We start from the raw sequence: 16,724 nt of genomic DNA on the forward strand, positions 1-16,724 counted from the left end.
GGGTTGATAAATCAACTACAAGGAGTGAAAGTGGCCGATCAACTGATTGTCCGTGGCGCTAGCGAACACAACCTGAAGGGCGTGGATATCGACCTGCCCCGCGACAAGATGATTGTGTTCACAGGGCTATCCGGATCGGGTAAATCCTCCCTGGCTTTCGATACGATTTTTGCGGAAGGCCAGCGGAGGTACGTCGAATCGCTTAGCTCCTACGCGCGCATGTTCCTGGGGCGGATGGACAAGCCGGATGTGGAACTGATCGAGGGACTTTCCCCAGCCGTCTCCATCGATCAGAAATCCACGAACCGCAACCCGCGCTCGACCGTCGGCACGGTGACGGAGATCTTTGACTACCTGCGCCTGCTGTATGCGCGCACCGGCATTCCGCACTGTCCGGAATGCGGCGGCGTTATCCAGCGGCAAACTCCGCAGGAGATCGTCGACCAGATTCTGGCGATGGATCAGGGCCTGAAGTTCCAGGTGCTCGCGCCGGTGGTGCGCACCCGCAAGGGCGAGTTCGTGGATCTTTTCGAGGATCTGGCCGCCCAGGGCTACTCCCGTGTGCAGGTCGACGGGGCGGTGTACCAGCTGTCCGATCCGCCGACGCTGGAAAAGCAGGTCAAGCACGATATCGACGTGGTGGTCGACCGTCTGCAGGTGAAGGATTCGCAGAAGCAGCGCCTGACAGACTCGATCGAGACCGCCCTGCAGCTGGCCGACGGGATCGTGGTTCTGGACTTCGTGGGCCTACCGGACGACGACCCGCACCGCACGCGCCGCTTCTCCGAGAAGATGGCCTGCCCGAATGGTCACGCGATCCAGTTGGATGAGCTGGAGCCGCGCACGTTCTCCTTCAACTCGCCCTACGGAGCCTGCCCTGCCTGTGACGGCCTGGGCACGCGCCTGGAGGTAGACGAGAAGCTGGTGATCCCGGACGAGGACGCAGCCGTGGTCGACGCGATCGCGCCGTGGTCGTCTAGCCCGAACAGCAAGTACTTCACCAAGCTGGTGAACGCACTGGGCGAGGCGATGGGCTTCGACCCGAAGTCCCCGTGGAAGGACCTGAAGGCAACCCACCGCAAGGCCATCCTGAACGGCCACAAGACGCAGATCAAGGTCAGCTACCGCAACCGCTACGGCCGTTCCCGCAACTACAACGCGCCTTTCGAGGGCGTGATGCCCTTCCTGAAGCGCAAGCTCGACCAGACCGATTCCGATTGGTCCAAGGATCGTTACCGCAGCTACATGCGCGAAGTCGCCTGCCCGACGTGTAACGGCACGCGCCTGAAGCCGGAGGTCCTCGCCGTAACCATCGCCTCGGGCGATCGGGAACTGTCTATCGCCGAGGTTTCTGATCTTTCTATTGCGGACGCCAGCAGCTTCCTCGACAACCTATCTCTAACCAAGCGGGAGGAGATGATTGCCGGGGCGGTTCTGCGGGAGATTCAGGCGCGCCTGAAATTCCTTCTGGACGTCGGGCTGAACTACTTGTCGATGTCCCGCTCCGCGGGCACACTCTCCGGCGGTGAGGCCCAGCGCATCCGCCTGGCCACGCAGATTGGTTCCGGCCTGGCGGGCGTGCTGTACGTGCTAGATGAGCCGTCGATCGGCCTGCATCAGCGCGACAACGAGCGCCTTATCCGCACCTTGCAGCACCTGCGGGATCTGGGCAACACCCTGATTGTGGTGGAGCACGACGAGGACACGATTCGTACCGCTGACTGGCTGGTGGATATCGGGCCGCGCGCCGGCGAGTACGGTGGCGAGATCGTCTATCAAGGCGAGCCGGAAGGCATCTTCAAGGTCGAAGAATCGTTGACCGGCCAATACCTTTCCGGCCAGCGAGTACTGGCAGTGCCGGATAAGCGCCGCCCGATCGATAAGGACCGGGTGCTGAAGGTTCACGGAGCACAGGAAAACAACTTGAAGAACGTGGACGTCACGCTGCCGCTGGGCGTATTGACCTGTGTGACTGGCGTATCTGGATCGGGCAAGTCCTCCCTGATCAACGGCATCGTTGCGAAGTCCCTGGGCAATACCCTGAACAAGGCACGCCAGGTGCCGGGGCACCACAAGAAGATCACTGGAATGGAGCACCTGGACAAGCTGGTGCAGGTAGACCAGAGTCCGATCGGCCGCACTCCGCGGTCGAACCCCGCGACGTACACGGGTGTGTTCGACAAGATCCGCAAGCTCTTCGCTGAGACGACGGAGGCGAAGGTGCGTGGCTACACCGCGGGGCGCTTCTCGTTCAACGTTAAGGGCGGGCGCTGTGAGGCCTGCCATGGCGATGGCACCCTGAAGATCGAGATGAACTTCCTGCCCGACGTGTACGTGCCCTGCGAGGTCTGCAACGGCGCTCGTTACAACCGCGAGACCCTGGAGGTTCACTACAAGGGCAAGTCCATCGCCGAAGTACTGGATATGCCGATCTCGGAGGCTGCAGAGTTCTTCGAGCCGGTGACTTCCATTTCCCGCTATCTGAACACTCTGGTCGACGTCGGCCTGGGGTATGTGCGCCTGGGCCAGGCGGCAACCACGCTATCGGGTGGCGAGGCTCAGCGCGTGAAGCTGGCTGCCGAGCTGCAGAAGCGCTCCAACGGCCGGACGGTGTACATCCTGGACGAGCCGACCACGGGCCTACACTTCGAGGACATCCGCAAACTCATGCTGGTGATCCAGGGACTGGTGGACAAGGGCAACAGCGTGTTCATTATTGAGCACAACCTGGATGTCATTAAGGCCGCCGACTGGATCGTGGACATGGGCCCGGAGGGCGGCTCCGGCGGTGGCACCGTCGTGGCCGAGGGCACCCCGGAGCAGGTTGCGGAGGTGGAGGCCTCCCACACTGGCCGTTACTTGCGGTCGATGCTCTGATTCTGCGGCGGCTGCGGCTGTACCGATTGCTGCAGTGGGTTCGGCGGACCGACAGCGGTGCTCTTGTTCGGCTTCTCACGTGTGACGGCGGCGACCAGCAGCACCATGCCACAGATCAGGAACGCCAGTGCTTGGACAAGGCCGCCCAGGACGGACAGGTCGTAGAAAACTAGCTTCGCAGTTGCAATGATGGCCAGCAGCAATCCGGGCTTGGAGTTGTTGCGGTGCAGTAGGTACACCGCGCCCAGCATCCAGCTGACGGAGATCAGCACGTGCGCCACCATGAACGAAAGCTTCGTGGCGGAAATCGCCATGGCTACGGCCGGGATTGCAGAGGAAGCGAGCACGAGAGTCACAATGCCGATAAGCAGCTTCGCAACCTCCGTATTGGCCTGGCTGCCGGGAACTTCGCGGCCGGCAATCCCCCTGATTTCAGCATCGAACAGGTGTTGGTGGCGGTATGCCAACGCCACGGAAAGCAGAAGGCTCATCACTAGCACGATCGCGGAATCAGGGATTTCCATAGCCCTCGAGTTAACCCAGCTGAACGGGGCATAGGTGAACACAGCAAGGAAAGAGCAGATGAGGGAAATCCAGGCAACGGACCGTGGCATTTTCGGCAGGCCCCACACAATGGCAGCAGTGAAGACCAGCAACGCCACCGCGATGCCAATGCTCCAGTATCCGAAGTAGGGGAAGTTATCGAGGTGCTTTTGTACCTCTCCATCGAGGGCATGCCAGCGGAAGAACCGGATGATGAAGATGATGGGCAACGTCCCTGCGGAGATCGTGAACGTGAAGGCGCTGGCCACCTGTGGAGGTAGCGGAGCATTCCCATCCACCTGGAAGTCCACCTTGTACATGCCACCGTTGGCCCGGGCGATCAAGAAGGAGCAGGCAGTCGCCAGGGCGATAAACGCCGGGCTCACCCAGGAATCGTGGACACACAGCAGCGCGGCAGGAACGACCACTACCGCAAGGACGCTGCCGACGTGCAGCTGACGCGATGCCCATGGCGGGACGAAGCTGAGGATAGCCAGGATCGCGAAGCTCACCACGCCCATCAAGAAGGTGGATACCGCGAAGGGGGAGGCCATGAGCATTGCAATGATGTAGGTAACAGTGGCGGTGACCTGCAGTTTGAACCAGGGGCGACCCCAGCGGGCCGCGAAGCCACAGATCGCGGCTGCTAGCAGGCTGCCGGCGAAGTAGCCAGTGTGGATTTCCCTTTGCACCGGGTTGTCGGAGGGGAACATCGACAGGAAGCTCGCTGCTACAGGAACGATGAACAGGGGTGCAAACGCAGTGACAATGGAAGCGAGGATCTCCTTCTTCCACGCGTAGGCCAAGCCCAACGATCCGGCACAAATGACCACCGTCAGTACACTGCCCACTGCCTCGCTGAACCAGCCCATCTTGAATACCGCGACCCACAGGTCCGCGAGCCCGCCTAACGTGGCAACTATCAGAAGTGCTGCGGCACTCACGCCATTCGGCTGGCGCTTGTTTACGACTGTGGCCGTGACTGCCAAACCACCACACAGCACTGCTGCGAGGATGACGGCGCCCGTCGGGCTCAGGAACCCAGACGCATAAGCCAGTAGCGCCAGGAAGGTCAGACCCACGACGGTAATGGAACCGCCAATGATCGCCAGCAGGCGCGTAACCAGGTCTTCCTTCTCCCACCACTGCTGGAGCCTGTTCGGAGTAGCTGGCTTCGACCGCGCTGCTTGTTGACGCTGCGCTGCGGGGAATTTAGGCAGCGGCGATTGTCGCTGCTGTGGCTGCTTCTGTGGTTCCTGATTCTGATGACGGGGCGGCTGAACGGGCGCCACGGGTTGACGTTGCACCGCAGTGGGTTGGCGCTGTGCCGCAGTGGGTTGTGACTGCTGCGTTTGCGGCACCTGAGGCCGCTGTGGCTGAGTAGGTTGCGCCTGCTGTGGTCGCGCTGGCTGCTGGGGCTGGGCGGGCTGTGACGGGGGAGCCTTAACCTCCTGGCTGGAGTGTGGGGGAGATGAGGCTGGCGGCGTCACTACCGAAGAAGCCCTGGGCTGCTGCGCCAAAGAGAGCTTTTGTTGATTAACAGCGACCTCGCGCAAAATACTAAACATCTGCGACTGGGCTTGCATCTGCGAACGAGCAAGATCATCAATGCGCTTGATCAGATCGTTAGTGGGCTCAGTGGGTCCGTTAAGAGGCTTATTCATAAGGCAAAAGTTTATTCTTGTTCGGTCTCGGAGACGCGGCGTTAGCCATTTTTGGATATCGCTTGGACACTTGTTATACTTCCAACCACTACCGTCTCGTTCCATCCAATAAGGCTTTGGCTTTATGAAATGGAAACGGGCTGCAAGTGGAGATTCCTTCTCCCACCTAGAGACCGCCAACACGGTTGGACTCGGGTCGTGGCCAAGACGCAGATGGGGTGCAAGAATCCGACAGTGCAATGCACAGTGATCGGTGAATGTTCCCGCTTGTGCGTTATGGCTGTGACTGTGGGGGAATAGGGGGATCTTCAGTACTGCAGGGGTCGGTAAGACATTAACCAAACTGCTACTGAGGAGTTCACATTAGCGCAGAAGCTCGCATCAACGACCGTATTCGAGTCCCTGAGGTCCGACTCGTCGGTCCAGGCGGCGAACAGGTCGGTATCGTCAAGACGGACGATGCGCGAAAGCTGGCCTATGAAGCTGACCTCGACCTTGTAGAGGTTGCACCGAACGCCAAGCCACCCGTGGCAAAGATCATGGACTTCGGCAAGTTCAAGTACGAGCAGGCCCAGAAGGCTCGCGAAGCTCGTAAGAACCAGCAGCAGACCGTGGTGAAGGAACAGAAGTTCCGTCCGAAGATCGACGACCACGACTACGAGACCAAGAAGGGCAACGTCATTCGTTTCCTGGAAAAGGGCTCCAAGGTCAAGGTCACGATCATGTTCCGCGGGCGTGAGCAGTCCCGACCGGAGCTCGGGTTCCGACTGCTTGAGCGACTGGCTAACGACGTTGAGGAATACGGCGTAGTTGAGACCCGCGCCAAGCAGGACGGCCGCAACATGACCATGGTGCTGGGCCCGATCCGCAAGGGCAAGAAGTAGTAACAGAACTAGTTGTTAGAGGTTTTTCACCAATGAAGCAGAAGACTCACAAGGGTGCCGCAAAGCGCATCAAGATCTCCGGTTCCGGCAAGCTGCGTCGCGAGCAGGCTAACCGCCGCCACCTGTTGGAGGGCAAGCCCTCCAAGCGCACCCGTCGCCTGAAGGGCACCGAGGACGTCGCTCCGGCCGATGTCAAGCGCATGAAGCGTCTGCTGGGCAAGGCATAACTAAAGCCCGCCTTTCCACCCCTATTCACCTAACCGCGTCATCGAGTAATTCCAGCACCTATAGAAGGTGCCCATCTGAGGCGCGCACACTTAAAGAAAAGGAAGTATCACCGTGGCACGTGTCAAGCGCTCAGTGAACGCCAAGAAGAAGCGTCGCGAAGTACTGAAGTCCGCTAAGGGCTACCGTGGTCAGCGCTCCCGCCTGTACCGCAAGGCAAAGGAGCAGATGCTCCACTCCAAGACCTACGAGTTCCGCGACCGCAAGGCCCGCAAGAACGAGTTCCGCAAGCTGTGGATCCAGCGCATCAACGCTGGTGCACGCCAGAACGGCATGACCTACAACCGCCTGATCCAGGGCCTGCGTCTGGCTGAGATCGAGGTCGACCGTAAGAACCTGGCCGAGCTGGCCGTCAACGACTTCGACGCATTCACCGCTCTGTGCGAGGCTGCCAAGGCTGCCCTGCCGGAGGACGTTAACGCACCGGCTGCTTCCTAAAGCTAGCTTTGTAGCGCGTAACGCAAACCCCATCCGGGGAACCTGAACTGAAAGGTTTCCCGGATGGGGTTCTTTGTGCTTTGAGGGCTGCTAGGTTGAATGAAAGCTAGCCAGCCTTTTTCGAGGAGAGACCGCAATGAAGGATTACACCCGCCGGGCAGTGACACTACTGTTGGCCTTTTCGCTCACCGGTACCTTGACCGCCTGCAATATGAGCACAAACGAAGACGCCGAAAAGGCTATGCAGGAAGCCTCGGAAAAGGCCGGCGAGGACTTTTCTTACGCCGATATGTCGGAGGAAGACTTCGCCGAAAAGGCGGCGAAAACCGTCGAGGATTTCTTTAATGCCGTCTTTGACACGTCCTTGGTAGACACCATCGATAAGCTGCCTGACGAGGAGAAGCGCCTGCTCAAGCGCGTCAATTCCGTCGAAAGCTTCAATGACTTAAGCGACGAAGAAAAAGACACCGCCATCGAAGCGGCCGATAAGGTCTATGGCTTCCGGGATCGCGTCGACGGTGCTGATGACATGTCTAAGGAAGATACCGGTGCCTTGATCGTTGGCATTAACACGACGCTCGACGTGCTGTGGCGTTTCACCGATGGGCAAGGTGCAATGACAGCCAAGCCAGACCCCAAGAAGGCCGAGGTTGATAGTGGACGTACGAAGGTCACGTTCCCGGTCGGGTCGGTTTCCATTCGCTTGGCGATGCTGCCCGGTAACCAGGAAGAACCGATCACTGTGCGGGTAGATGGCGGACAGCTCCGGGTAGATGGGCAGTTCCTCGTTGAGGTTGGCAAGGAAGGCGGTGGCGGCACCATGACCCGTACCCGCACCGAGAACGGCGTGACCACGACGGAAGAGGAGCAAGTGACTCTGTTCGAAAAGTAGGTCAATTATGCTGTGGGTTATGAGCCCGCAGGATGCACAAGACCTTTTCACCGAAAGAACCCCCCGCGTCGTCAACGCCGCCAAACTTCACCGGGCGGCTGCGCGCAAGAAGGCGGGGGTTTTCCTCGTGGAGGGGGAAAACAGCGTCGAGGCCGCTATCGCCACCGGCAGCGCCACGGACGTCTTCGTCACGCCGGCAGCCGCAGAACGCTTCGAGCCGATCATCCGCACAGCCGGCTACCTCAACGTCTTCGTCCACTACATCAACGACAGAGCCGCCAAACACCTTTCTGATACCGCCACGACCACAGGCTTGTTCGCCGTATGCAAGCCTGTCCTGTGGTCTGTCGGTAAGGCATTGACGCCGCAGCCCCAGCTAGTGAGCGTCCCAGTGGAAACCAACGACCCCGGCAATGCAGGCACCCTTATTCGTGTTGCCGATGCGATGGGCGCCGATGCCGTGGTGTTCGCTGGCGAGACCGCGGATCCGCAATCGTGCAAGGCCGCACGTGCTTCTGCGGGGTCGCTGTTCCACGTGCCGGTGGCGCGTTCCACCAACGTGAAGGACGTGCTGGGGCAGCTACGCGCTCAGGGGCTGCAGATCGTCGCCACCGCAGCCGACGGTGAGGTCAGCTTGGATGACGCGGGGGAGATCCTTACGAAGCCGACCGCATGGCTGTTCGGCAACGAGGCCCACGGACTGGGGGAGGAGCTGCTCGCCGAGGCAGATCTGCGGGTTTCCATCCCCATCCGCGGGCGCGCGGAATCACTCAACCTTGCGACCGCCGCATCCATCTGTATGTATGAATCGGCGCGTGCCCAGGCAGCGGCGCGCGGCGCTACCGAAGACGGGTCAGCCGGGGACTGATATCCCCCGACTCGGCGCACCATGATCCCCGCCGGGTATTATTGACCAGGTTAAGCCGTGCACGTAGATAGAGGAGCGCACACAAGTGACGGATTCCGCGGATACTCCCCAGGTAGAGCTTTCGGAGCAGGGGCTGAGCGCAGCCGCTGACGCAGCTGAGAAAGCCTTCGCCGAAGCTGCAAATCTGGAGGAACTGGCAGTCGCCCGCCGCGAACACCTCGGCGACGATGCCCCCATCCCGGCCGCCCGCCGCAGCCTGGGCAGCCTGCCCAAGGAGCAGCGCAAGGACGCTGGTCGCCTGGTGAACATGGCACGGGGCCGCGTCGAGAAGCGCTTCGCCCAGGTCAAGGCCGAACTCGAGCGTAAGCGCAATGAGGAGGTCCTGCGCGCAGAGCGCATCGACGTCACCGAGCCGACCACCCGCGGGCAGCGTGGCGCCCAGCACCCGATCACCATTCTGTCCGAGCAGATCGCTGACATTTTCGTCGGCATGGGCTGGGAGATTGCGGACGGCCCGGAGGTCGAGGCCGAATACTTCAACTTCGACTCCCTGAACTTCATCCCGGACCACCCCGCGCGCACGCTGCAGGATACCTTCCACATCGCTCCGGAGGGTTCCGGCCAGGTGCTGCGCACCCACACTTCCCCGGTGCAGATGCGCACGATGCTTTCCCGCGACCTGCCGATCTATATTGCTTGCCCTGGCCGTGTGTTCCGCACCGATGAGCTGGACGCCACCCACACTCCGGTGTTCCACCAGGTCGAAGGCCTGGCTGTGGATAAGGGTCTGACGATGGCACACCTGAAGGGCACGCTGGATCACCTGGCCAAGACCCTGTTCGGCGAGGAAGCCAAGACCCGCATCCGCCCGAACTACTTCCCATTCACCGAGCCCTCCGCCGAGGTCGATGTTTGGTTCGCAGACAAGAAGGGCGGCGCAGGCTGGATCGAGTGGGGCGGCTGCGGCATGGTCAACCCCAACGTCCTGATCGCCGCGGGCGTGGATCCGGAGGTTTACTCCGGTTTTGCCTTCGGCATGGGCATCGAACGCACCCTGCAGTTCCGCAATGGCCTGCCCGACATGCGCGACATGGTGGAGGGCGATGTTCGCTTCACCCTGCCGTTCGGCGTACGCGGTTAAAACTACGCGGTTAGAACTTAGACAACCCCAAAGGATCTTTCGAAAATAATGCTTATTTCCCAGTCGTGGCTGACCCGAATCCTGCAGACCTCTAACCCGCAGTGGAGCGTGAGCGCCGAGGAGTTCGACGCTGGCTTCGTCCGCGTCGGCTTCGAGACCGAGGGCTACGAGGCGATCCCCGAGACCACCGGCCCACTGGTGATCGGTCGCGTCGAAAAGATCGAGGAACTCACCGAGTTTAAGAAGCCGATCCGTTACTGCGACGTCAACGTCGGCCAGGCCAACGGCACCGGCGAGCTGCAGCACATCATCTGCGGCGCGCGGAACTTCTCCGAGGGCGACAACGTGGTCATCGCCCTGCCCGGCACAGTGCTGCCCGGCCCGTTCGAGATCTCGGCGCGGAAGACTTACGGCAAGATCTCCGAAGGCATGATCTGTTCTGCGATGGAGGTGGGCCTTGCCTCCCAGCAGAATGCGGGGATCATGACTATTTCTGACGCCGATTTGGCCAGCGCCAACCTTCAGCCAGGTGACGACGCGCGCGGGCTGTTGGGTTTGCAGGACACGATCTTCGAGGTAAACATCACCCCAGACCGCGGCTACGCGCTGTCTGCCAGGGGACTCGCCCGCGAGTTGGCGTCCAGCTTTAACCTGCAGTACCGCGACCCAGCGCAGGATCCGGCGGCAGCAGCGATGCGCAACGACCTGTTCGCCGGCCTGCCCGGCACGGACGGCGAGGTACAGGCGCTGAAAGTCGATGAGGACGCGAAGTGCTCGAAGTTCGGCATGCGGAAGGTCAACGGAATCGACCCGAAGGCGGAGTCTCCGCTGTGGCTGCAGCGCGAGCTGATGCTATGTGGCCAGCGCCCCGTGAACCCCGCGACGGACGTGACGAACTATGTGATGTTCCTGCTGGGCCAGCCGATGCACGCCTTCGACGCGGATAAGGTCAATGGCGAGCTGCACGTCCGCCGGGCGCAGAAGGGGGAGAAGCTGACCACGCTGGATGACGTGGAGCGCACCTTGGATGCCGAAGATGTGGTGATCTGCGACGAGTCCGGCATTCAGTCGCTGGCCGGCGTGATGGGCGGGTCGACCTCCGAGATCACCCACGAGACCACAAACGTGCTGTTCGAGGCCGCACACTGGGATCAGATCACCGTGGCGCGGACGTGCCGCCGCCACAAGCTATCCTCCGAGGCTTCCCGCCGCTTCGAGCGTGGCACGGATGCGGCGATCATTGAGGATGCCCTGGACTTTGCCGTTGCCCTGCTGGTGAACATCGCCGGTGGCGAGGTGGAGGAGGGCCGCACCCTGTTCGGTACGGTTCCGGAGATGCCGATGATCACCATGCACACCTCCCGCCCGGGCAAGACGGCGGGCAAGATATACCCGGACGGCACCACTATCTCCCGTCTGCGTGAGGTCGGTTGCGAGGTGCGCGAGACCGGCTCCCGCGACGATAACGGTGCCCGCGAGATCGAGGTCACCCCGCCGAGCTGGCGCCCTGACCTGACCATGCCCGCGGACTTGGTAGAGGAGGTTCTGCGACTGGAGGGGCTGGAGGACATCCCATCGATCGTTCCCACCGCCCCGGCCGGCCGCGGCTACACCCCACGCCAGCGGATGCGCCGCAACGTTGGCCAGGCGCTGGCGTGGGCTGGTTACGCGGAGATCCTGCCGACCCCGTTCATCGCCAATGACGTGTTCGACGTGTGGGAGCTGCCCGCCGACGATCCGCGTCGCCTGACTGTGAAGGTGCAGAATCCGCTGGAGAGCGACTACGCCTCCATCGGCACCACTTTGCTGCCGTCGATGATCGAGTCGCTGCGCCGGAACGTCACCCGTGGCCAGCGCGATGTGGCTCTGTACGGTGTGGAGCAGGTTTCCGTGCCGAAGTCGGCCAAGCCGTTTTCGCCGATGCCTTCCGTAAAGCAGCGACCCGGTAAGGAAGAGCTGGCCGAGCTGCTGGCTTCGCTGCCGGATCAGCCGCTGCACGTCGCCGTTGTTGCTACGGGTAACCGTCAGCTGCAGGGTACGTGGGGTGCCCCGGAGTCCTTCACGGCTGCGGACGCCATCGAGTCCGCCCGCGTCGTCGCCCGTGCCGCAGGCGTGGAAATCACCGTGCGAAATGCCGAGTACCTGCCGTGGCACCCGGGCCGTTGCGCGGAGATTTCGGTGGGGGACACGGTCGTTGGCCACGCCGGTGAGCTGCACCCGCAGGTCTGCGAGCGAGCGGAGCTGCCGCCGCGCACCGTCGCAATGGAGATAAACCTGGACGCACTGCCGCTGGAGGAGACCTTCCCGCGCCCCGTGCTGTCCGCTTTCCCGGCCGTGCTGCAGGACATTGCCGTGGTCGTCGACGAGACCACCCCGGCTCAGGACGTCGAGGATGCACTGCGCGACGGCGCGGGAGAACTGCTCGAGGAGATTCGCCTGTTCGACGTGTACCGTTCGGATTCCCTGGGCGAGGGTAAGCGCTCGCTGACCTTCAGCCTGCGTTTCCGCGCCGCCGACCGGACACTGACGGAAGAGGAAGCCAGCGAGTCCCGCGAGGCCGCCCTGCAGTCCGCCACCGAGCGGGTGGGGGCGCAGCTCCGCGGATAACTGCATAATTCCCACAATGTTGAATAATTTGCATTGTGGGGGAATATAGGGCAGAATCGTCCTATGTTGAAAATTGCAGTGGCAGGCGCCAGTGGGTACGCGGGAGGCGAAGCTCTTCGCCTCCTATTGAACCACCCTGGCTATGGCGTGGACTTCGAGATCGGCTCGCTTACCGGCGGCTCCAACGCCGGCACGCGCTTCGGCGACCTCAACCCGGGCCTTCCCGCCCTGGCGGATCGTGTGCTCGAAGAGACGACCGAGGAAGTCCTCGGCGCGAACGACGCTGCCATCCTCGCACTTCCGCACGGCGTTTCCGCCGCCCTCAACTTGCCCGAGTCCATGAAGATTGTGGACTGCGGCGCGGACTATCGCCTGAAGAACGCCAACCATTGGGCACGTTTCTACGGCACCCCGCACGCGGGTACTCGCACTTATGGCATCCCGGAGATGCCTGGTCACAGGGAAGAAATCGCCGCCGCCAACTATGTTGCCGCCCCGGGTTGCTTCCCGACCGGCGCCACGCTGGCGCTGATGCCTGCCATTGCCAGCGGGCTCATGGCCCCGCAGGTCAGTGTCGTCTCCGTCACCGGCACCACGGGTGCTGGCAAGAAAGCCGCTGTAAACCTCCTGGGTTCGGAAACGATGGGCAACCTGCGTGCCTACGGCGTGGGCACGCACCGCCATGCGCCGGAGATCAAGCAGAGTGTGGAGGAGCTGCTGGCTCCCGGCTACTCCTCGGACGACGTACACGTCACCTTCACCCCGGTGCTTGCACCGCTGACCCGTGGCATCCTTACCACCGTCACCGCTGCAGCCCGTGGACAGGCGGGTGACATTCGCCGCGCCTACGAGGACTTCTGTGCAGGCGAACCCTTCCTGCACCTGCTGCCGGAAGGCCAGCAGCCAGAGGTCAAGAGCGTTGTCGGCTCCAACATGGTGCACATCCAGGTGGAGGTCGCCGATGGCATGATTATCGCCACCAGCGCCATCGATAACCTCACCAAGGGCACCGCCGGTGCCGCTATCCAGTGCCTCAACCTCATGTTCGGTTGGGAAGAAACCGCGGGCCTCCCGCAGACGGGACTCTGATTCAGCTATGACCAGCGCAGACAAGGTAACAGCCAAGACCTCCTCCGCCGAGCTCGGCGTCACGGTGCCACAGGGCTTCAGCGCCGCTGCGGTGACCGCGGGCATCAAGCCCTCCGGCAAGTCGGACATGGCTTTGATCCGCAACGATGGCCCGGATGCCATCGCCGCGGCGATGTTCACCCGCAATCAGGTCACCGCAGCGCCGGTGCGTTACACCCAGGCGCATAACGACGGGACCTTCCGCGCGGTTGTCGTGAACTCTGGCAACGCCAACGCCTGCAACGGCGCACAGGGTGACAAGGATGCCAAGGCTACCGCGGAAAGGGTAGCCGAGGCTCTGGGCTGCCAGCCCGGCGACGTTGCGGTGTGCTCCACCGGGCTTATCGGCGACGTCCTGCCGATGGATAAGGTCCTCGCCGGTGTCGACGAGCTTGCCGGTAACCTCGACCAGTCCATCGCCGCTGGCAACGCTGCCGCCCGCGCCATCATGACCACCGACCTCGTATCTAAGGAAGCCGTCTACCACGGTGACGGCTGGTCCATCGGCGCCATGGGCAAAGGCGTAGGCATGATGGCTCCGTCGCTGGCGACGATGCTCGTGTTTATTACTACGGACGCCCACCTGCCCAGCTCCGCCATGGCCCACCAGGCCCTGGCGAGTGCGACCCCCACAACCTTCGACTGCATTGACATCGACGGGGCAACCTCCACCAACGACACTGTGCTGCTGATGGCCTCCGGTGCTTCCGGCGTGACCCCTGATACCGAGGAGTTCAACGCTGCGATCCACCAGGTGTGCCTCGATATTGCAATGCAGTTACAGGCGGACGCTGAGGGCGTCACAAAGAGAGTCTCCATCACCGTCGGCGGCGCAGAAACAGACGAGGCCGCACAGACCGCCGCGCGCGTGATCGGCCGCGACAACCTGTTTAAGTGCGCGATGTTTGGCTCCGACCCGAACTGGGGCCGCGTGCTGGCGGCCGTGGGCATGGCGCCGGTGAAGATGAACCCGGCAGGCATCAGCGTGTCCTTCAACGGCCACCCAGTGTGCATCAATTCCACGGGCGCTCCCGGTGCCCGCACGGTGGACCTATCGGGCGCAGACATTGCCGTAGAGGTGGACCTGGGCGTGGGCGAGGGACGCGCGACGGTGTGGACGACCGACCTGTCGTACTCCTACGTGGAGATCAACTCCGAGTACTCGACCTAAACCGCGCCCCAAGCTGTGGCTTAAACCGCGACCAAAACACGTTTCTACCAGGAAATACGCCAATGACCCCCCAACACAATCCCATCGATACCACCGGGCTGACCCCCGAGATGCGCAGCCACGTGCTGGCCGAGGCTCTGCCGTGGCTGCTGCATTACCGCGACAAGATCGTGGTGGTCAAGTACGGCGGTAACGCGATGATCGACGAAGAACTGAAGCGCGCCTTCGCCGCCGACATGGTATTCCTCCGCGCCATCGGTGCCCGCCCGGTCGTGGTCCACGGTGGCGGCCCGCAGATCAACGAGATGCTGAAGACCGTCGGCCTGGAAGGGGAGTTCAAGGGCGGCTTCCGCGTCACCACCCCGGAGGTCATGGAGTACGTCCGCATGGTGCTTTTCGGAAAGGTCGGCCGCGAGCTAGTAGGGCTGATCAACGAGCACGGCCCCTACGCCGTCGGTGCCTCGGGCGAGGATGCAGGTCTGTTCACCGCCTCCAAGCGCACCATCACCATCGATGGGGAAGCCGTCGACCTGGGACGTGTGGGCCAGATCGAGCACGTCAACGCTGAAAGCTTGATCGACCTTATCGACGCGGGCCGTATCCCCGTGGTCTCCACAGTCGCACCGGATGACCAGGGCCGGATCTACAACATCAACGCGGACACGGCCGCCGGAGCGCTGGCCGGTGCTTTGGGCGCGGAGAGGCTCGTGATGCTCACGAACGTTAAGGGCCTGTACACCGACTGGCCCAACAAGGACTCCTTGGTTTCCAGCCTGACCCCCGACCAGCTGTCGGAGCTGCTACCTACCCTGGATTCCGGCATGGTGCCGAAGATGGAGGCCTGCCTGGATGCGCTGCGCACCGGCGTACAGGCCGCGCACGTCATCGACGGCCGCATCCCGCACTCCGTAATCTTGGAGCTGATGACCACCGGCGGTATCGGCACCATGATCTGTCCCGCGGACTGGGAAGACGTAACCACCGCCGCCATCAACTACCGGGAGGACTAGCCATGACAAGCAGCAAAAGCACTGACTGGCAAAGCCACTGGAACGCCGCGATCTTCGAGACCTACGGCACCCCGCCGCGCGAGCTCGTGTCTGGCCGCGGCGCCATCGTCACCGACGTCGACGGCAACGAGTACCTGGACTTGCTGTCCGGTATCGCCGTTAATGCTCTGGGGCACGCTCACCCAGCCATTATTGACGCCGTAACGAGTCAGATCGCCACGCTCAGCCACACGTCGAACCTTTTCGCCCACCCGCAGGTGATCAAGCTCGCTGAGCGGCTTAAAGGCCTGCTGGCGGAGCAGAGTGGGGAGGCCGCCGAGGCGGTCGCCGGCGCCCGCGTGTTCTTCTCCAACTCCGGCGCAGAAGCCAACGAAGCGGCCTTCAAGATCGCCCGCGCGACCGGCAAGACCAAGATCCTTGCCGCTGAGCGTGGCTTCCACGGTCGCACCATGGGAGCCCTGGCTCTGACCGGCCAGCCCGACAAGCAGGAGCCTTTCAAGCCGCTGCCCGGTGGCGTGGAGTACTACCCCTACGGCGACATCGACGCGCTGCGGGACATGGCGGACGACGACACGGCCGCGATCTTCCTTGAACCCATCCAGGGCGAAACCGGCGTGATTCCCGCCCCGGACGGCTTCCTGGCCGCCGTCCGGGAACTATGTGACCAGCACGGGATCCTCATGGTTGTCGACGAGGTACAGGCCGGCATGGGCCGTACCGGCCAGTGGTTCGGCTTCCAGCATGAACCCGGTGTGCTGCCCGACGTGATCACCATGGCCAAGGGACTGGGCGGAGGCCTGCCGATCGGCGCGACCCTAGCCCTGCCGAAGGCGCAGCTGCTGCCCAAGGGCATGCACGGCACCACCTTCGGCGGCAACCCCGTGGTGTGTGCGGCCGCCAACGCGGTAATCGACACGATCCAGGAAGAGGACCTGCTGGCCAACGTCGCAACCCAGTCCGCAGCCATCCGCGAAGGCCTGACCGACCACCCGAGCATTAAGTCCATCCGTGGCCGCGGCCTGATGCTGGGAATTGTCCTGGACGCGCCCCTGACTCTGGATCCGCTGGACTACGGGCTGATCGTTAACAAGCCCCAGCCCGACGTGATTCGCCTGGTCCCCCCGCTGAACATCACGGCGGATGAGGTGCAGGGTGGCGTCACAAAGATTAGGCAGATGCTGGACGACAACCGCAAGCAGAACCAGTAACACAACAA

Annotated in this window: 13 protein-coding genes; 12 read left to right on the forward strand and 1 reads right to left on the reverse strand. The window is 62.4% G+C overall.

Going from position 1 to position 16,724, the window contains the following annotated elements:
* Positions 1-30: 30 nt before the first annotated feature.
* On the forward strand, positions 31-2,877 hold the full coding sequence (uvrA, locus tag HMPREF2678_RS01465; RefSeq protein WP_070550588.1) for an excinuclease ABC subunit UvrA: 2,847 nt from the start codon (positions 31-33) through the stop codon (positions 2,875-2,877).
* On the opposite strand, the gene HMPREF2678_RS01470 is transcribed toward uvrA, so the two are convergent.
* Positions 2,856-4,712, reverse strand: a complete 1,857-nt coding sequence (locus HMPREF2678_RS01470) for a DUF2339 domain-containing protein (RefSeq protein ID WP_230580374.1) — start codon at positions 4,710-4,712, stop codon at positions 2,856-2,858. The genes uvrA and HMPREF2678_RS01470 overlap by 22 nt on opposite strands.
* Positions 4,713-5,446: 734 nt before the next feature.
* Here HMPREF2678_RS01470 and infC point away from each other — a divergent pair.
* The 11 genes from infC (at position 5,447) to HMPREF2678_RS01525 (ending at position 16,716) form a co-directional block, all read left to right on the forward strand.
* On the forward strand, positions 5,447-5,968 hold the full coding sequence (gene infC / locus HMPREF2678_RS01475) for a translation initiation factor IF-3 (protein WP_080716109.1): 522 nt from the start codon (positions 5,447-5,449) through the stop codon (positions 5,966-5,968).
* Between the two features lie 32 nt (positions 5,969-6,000).
* The gene (gene rpmI, locus HMPREF2678_RS01480) at positions 6,001-6,195 is read left to right on the forward strand and encodes a 50S ribosomal protein L35 (protein WP_005295736.1); all 195 of its coding nucleotides are present in this window, start codon (positions 6,001-6,003) and stop codon (positions 6,193-6,195) included.
* 112 nt (positions 6,196-6,307) lie between these two features.
* On the forward strand, positions 6,308-6,691 hold the full coding sequence (gene rplT, locus HMPREF2678_RS01485) for a 50S ribosomal protein L20 (protein WP_011273437.1): 384 nt from the start codon (positions 6,308-6,310) through the stop codon (positions 6,689-6,691).
* A 136-nt stretch (positions 6,692-6,827) separates the two neighbouring features.
* Entirely contained in the window at positions 6,828-7,583 is a 756-nt protein-coding gene (locus HMPREF2678_RS01490; protein WP_246817856.1) for a hypothetical protein, read from the forward strand.
* A 7-nt stretch (positions 7,584-7,590) separates the two neighbouring features.
* Positions 7,591-8,451, forward strand: a complete 861-nt coding sequence (locus HMPREF2678_RS01495) for a TrmH family RNA methyltransferase (protein ID WP_034993402.1) — start codon at positions 7,591-7,593, stop codon at positions 8,449-8,451.
* Between the two features lie 85 nt (positions 8,452-8,536).
* Positions 8,537-9,592, forward strand: coding sequence for a phenylalanine--tRNA ligase subunit alpha (gene pheS / locus HMPREF2678_RS01500; protein ID WP_034973556.1), 1,056 nt, complete (start codon positions 8,537-8,539; stop codon positions 9,590-9,592).
* Between the two features lie 48 nt (positions 9,593-9,640).
* Positions 9,641-12,199 (forward strand): phenylalanine--tRNA ligase subunit beta, encoded by a 2,559-nt coding sequence (gene pheT / locus HMPREF2678_RS01505; protein WP_070550590.1) that lies wholly within the window; start codon positions 9,641-9,643, stop codon positions 12,197-12,199.
* A gap of 63 nt (positions 12,200-12,262) precedes the next feature.
* Positions 12,263-13,288: an N-acetyl-gamma-glutamyl-phosphate reductase gene (argC, locus tag HMPREF2678_RS01510; protein WP_043012837.1), complete on the forward strand. Its 1,026-nt coding sequence runs from the start codon at positions 12,263-12,265 to the stop codon at positions 13,286-13,288.
* A gap of 7 nt (positions 13,289-13,295) precedes the next feature.
* Complete coding sequence (argJ, locus tag HMPREF2678_RS01515) at positions 13,296-14,498, forward strand: bifunctional glutamate N-acetyltransferase/amino-acid acetyltransferase ArgJ (protein ID WP_070550591.1); 1,203 nt, start codon at positions 13,296-13,298, stop codon at positions 14,496-14,498.
* Between the two features lie 62 nt (positions 14,499-14,560).
* A complete protein-coding gene (gene argB, locus HMPREF2678_RS01520) occupies positions 14,561-15,508 on the forward strand; it encodes an acetylglutamate kinase (RefSeq protein ID WP_070550592.1) in 948 nt (315 codons plus the stop codon).
* Between the two features lie 2 nt (positions 15,509-15,510).
* The gene (locus HMPREF2678_RS01525) at positions 15,511-16,716 is read left to right on the forward strand and encodes an acetylornithine transaminase (protein WP_070550593.1); all 1,206 of its coding nucleotides are present in this window, start codon (positions 15,511-15,513) and stop codon (positions 16,714-16,716) included.
* Positions 16,717-16,724 lie beyond the last annotated feature (8 nt).

It is taken from the genome of Corynebacterium sp. HMSC058E07, assembly GCF_001809885.1.
GTDB lineage: Bacteria > Actinomycetota > Actinomycetes > Mycobacteriales > Mycobacteriaceae > Corynebacterium > Corynebacterium macclintockiae.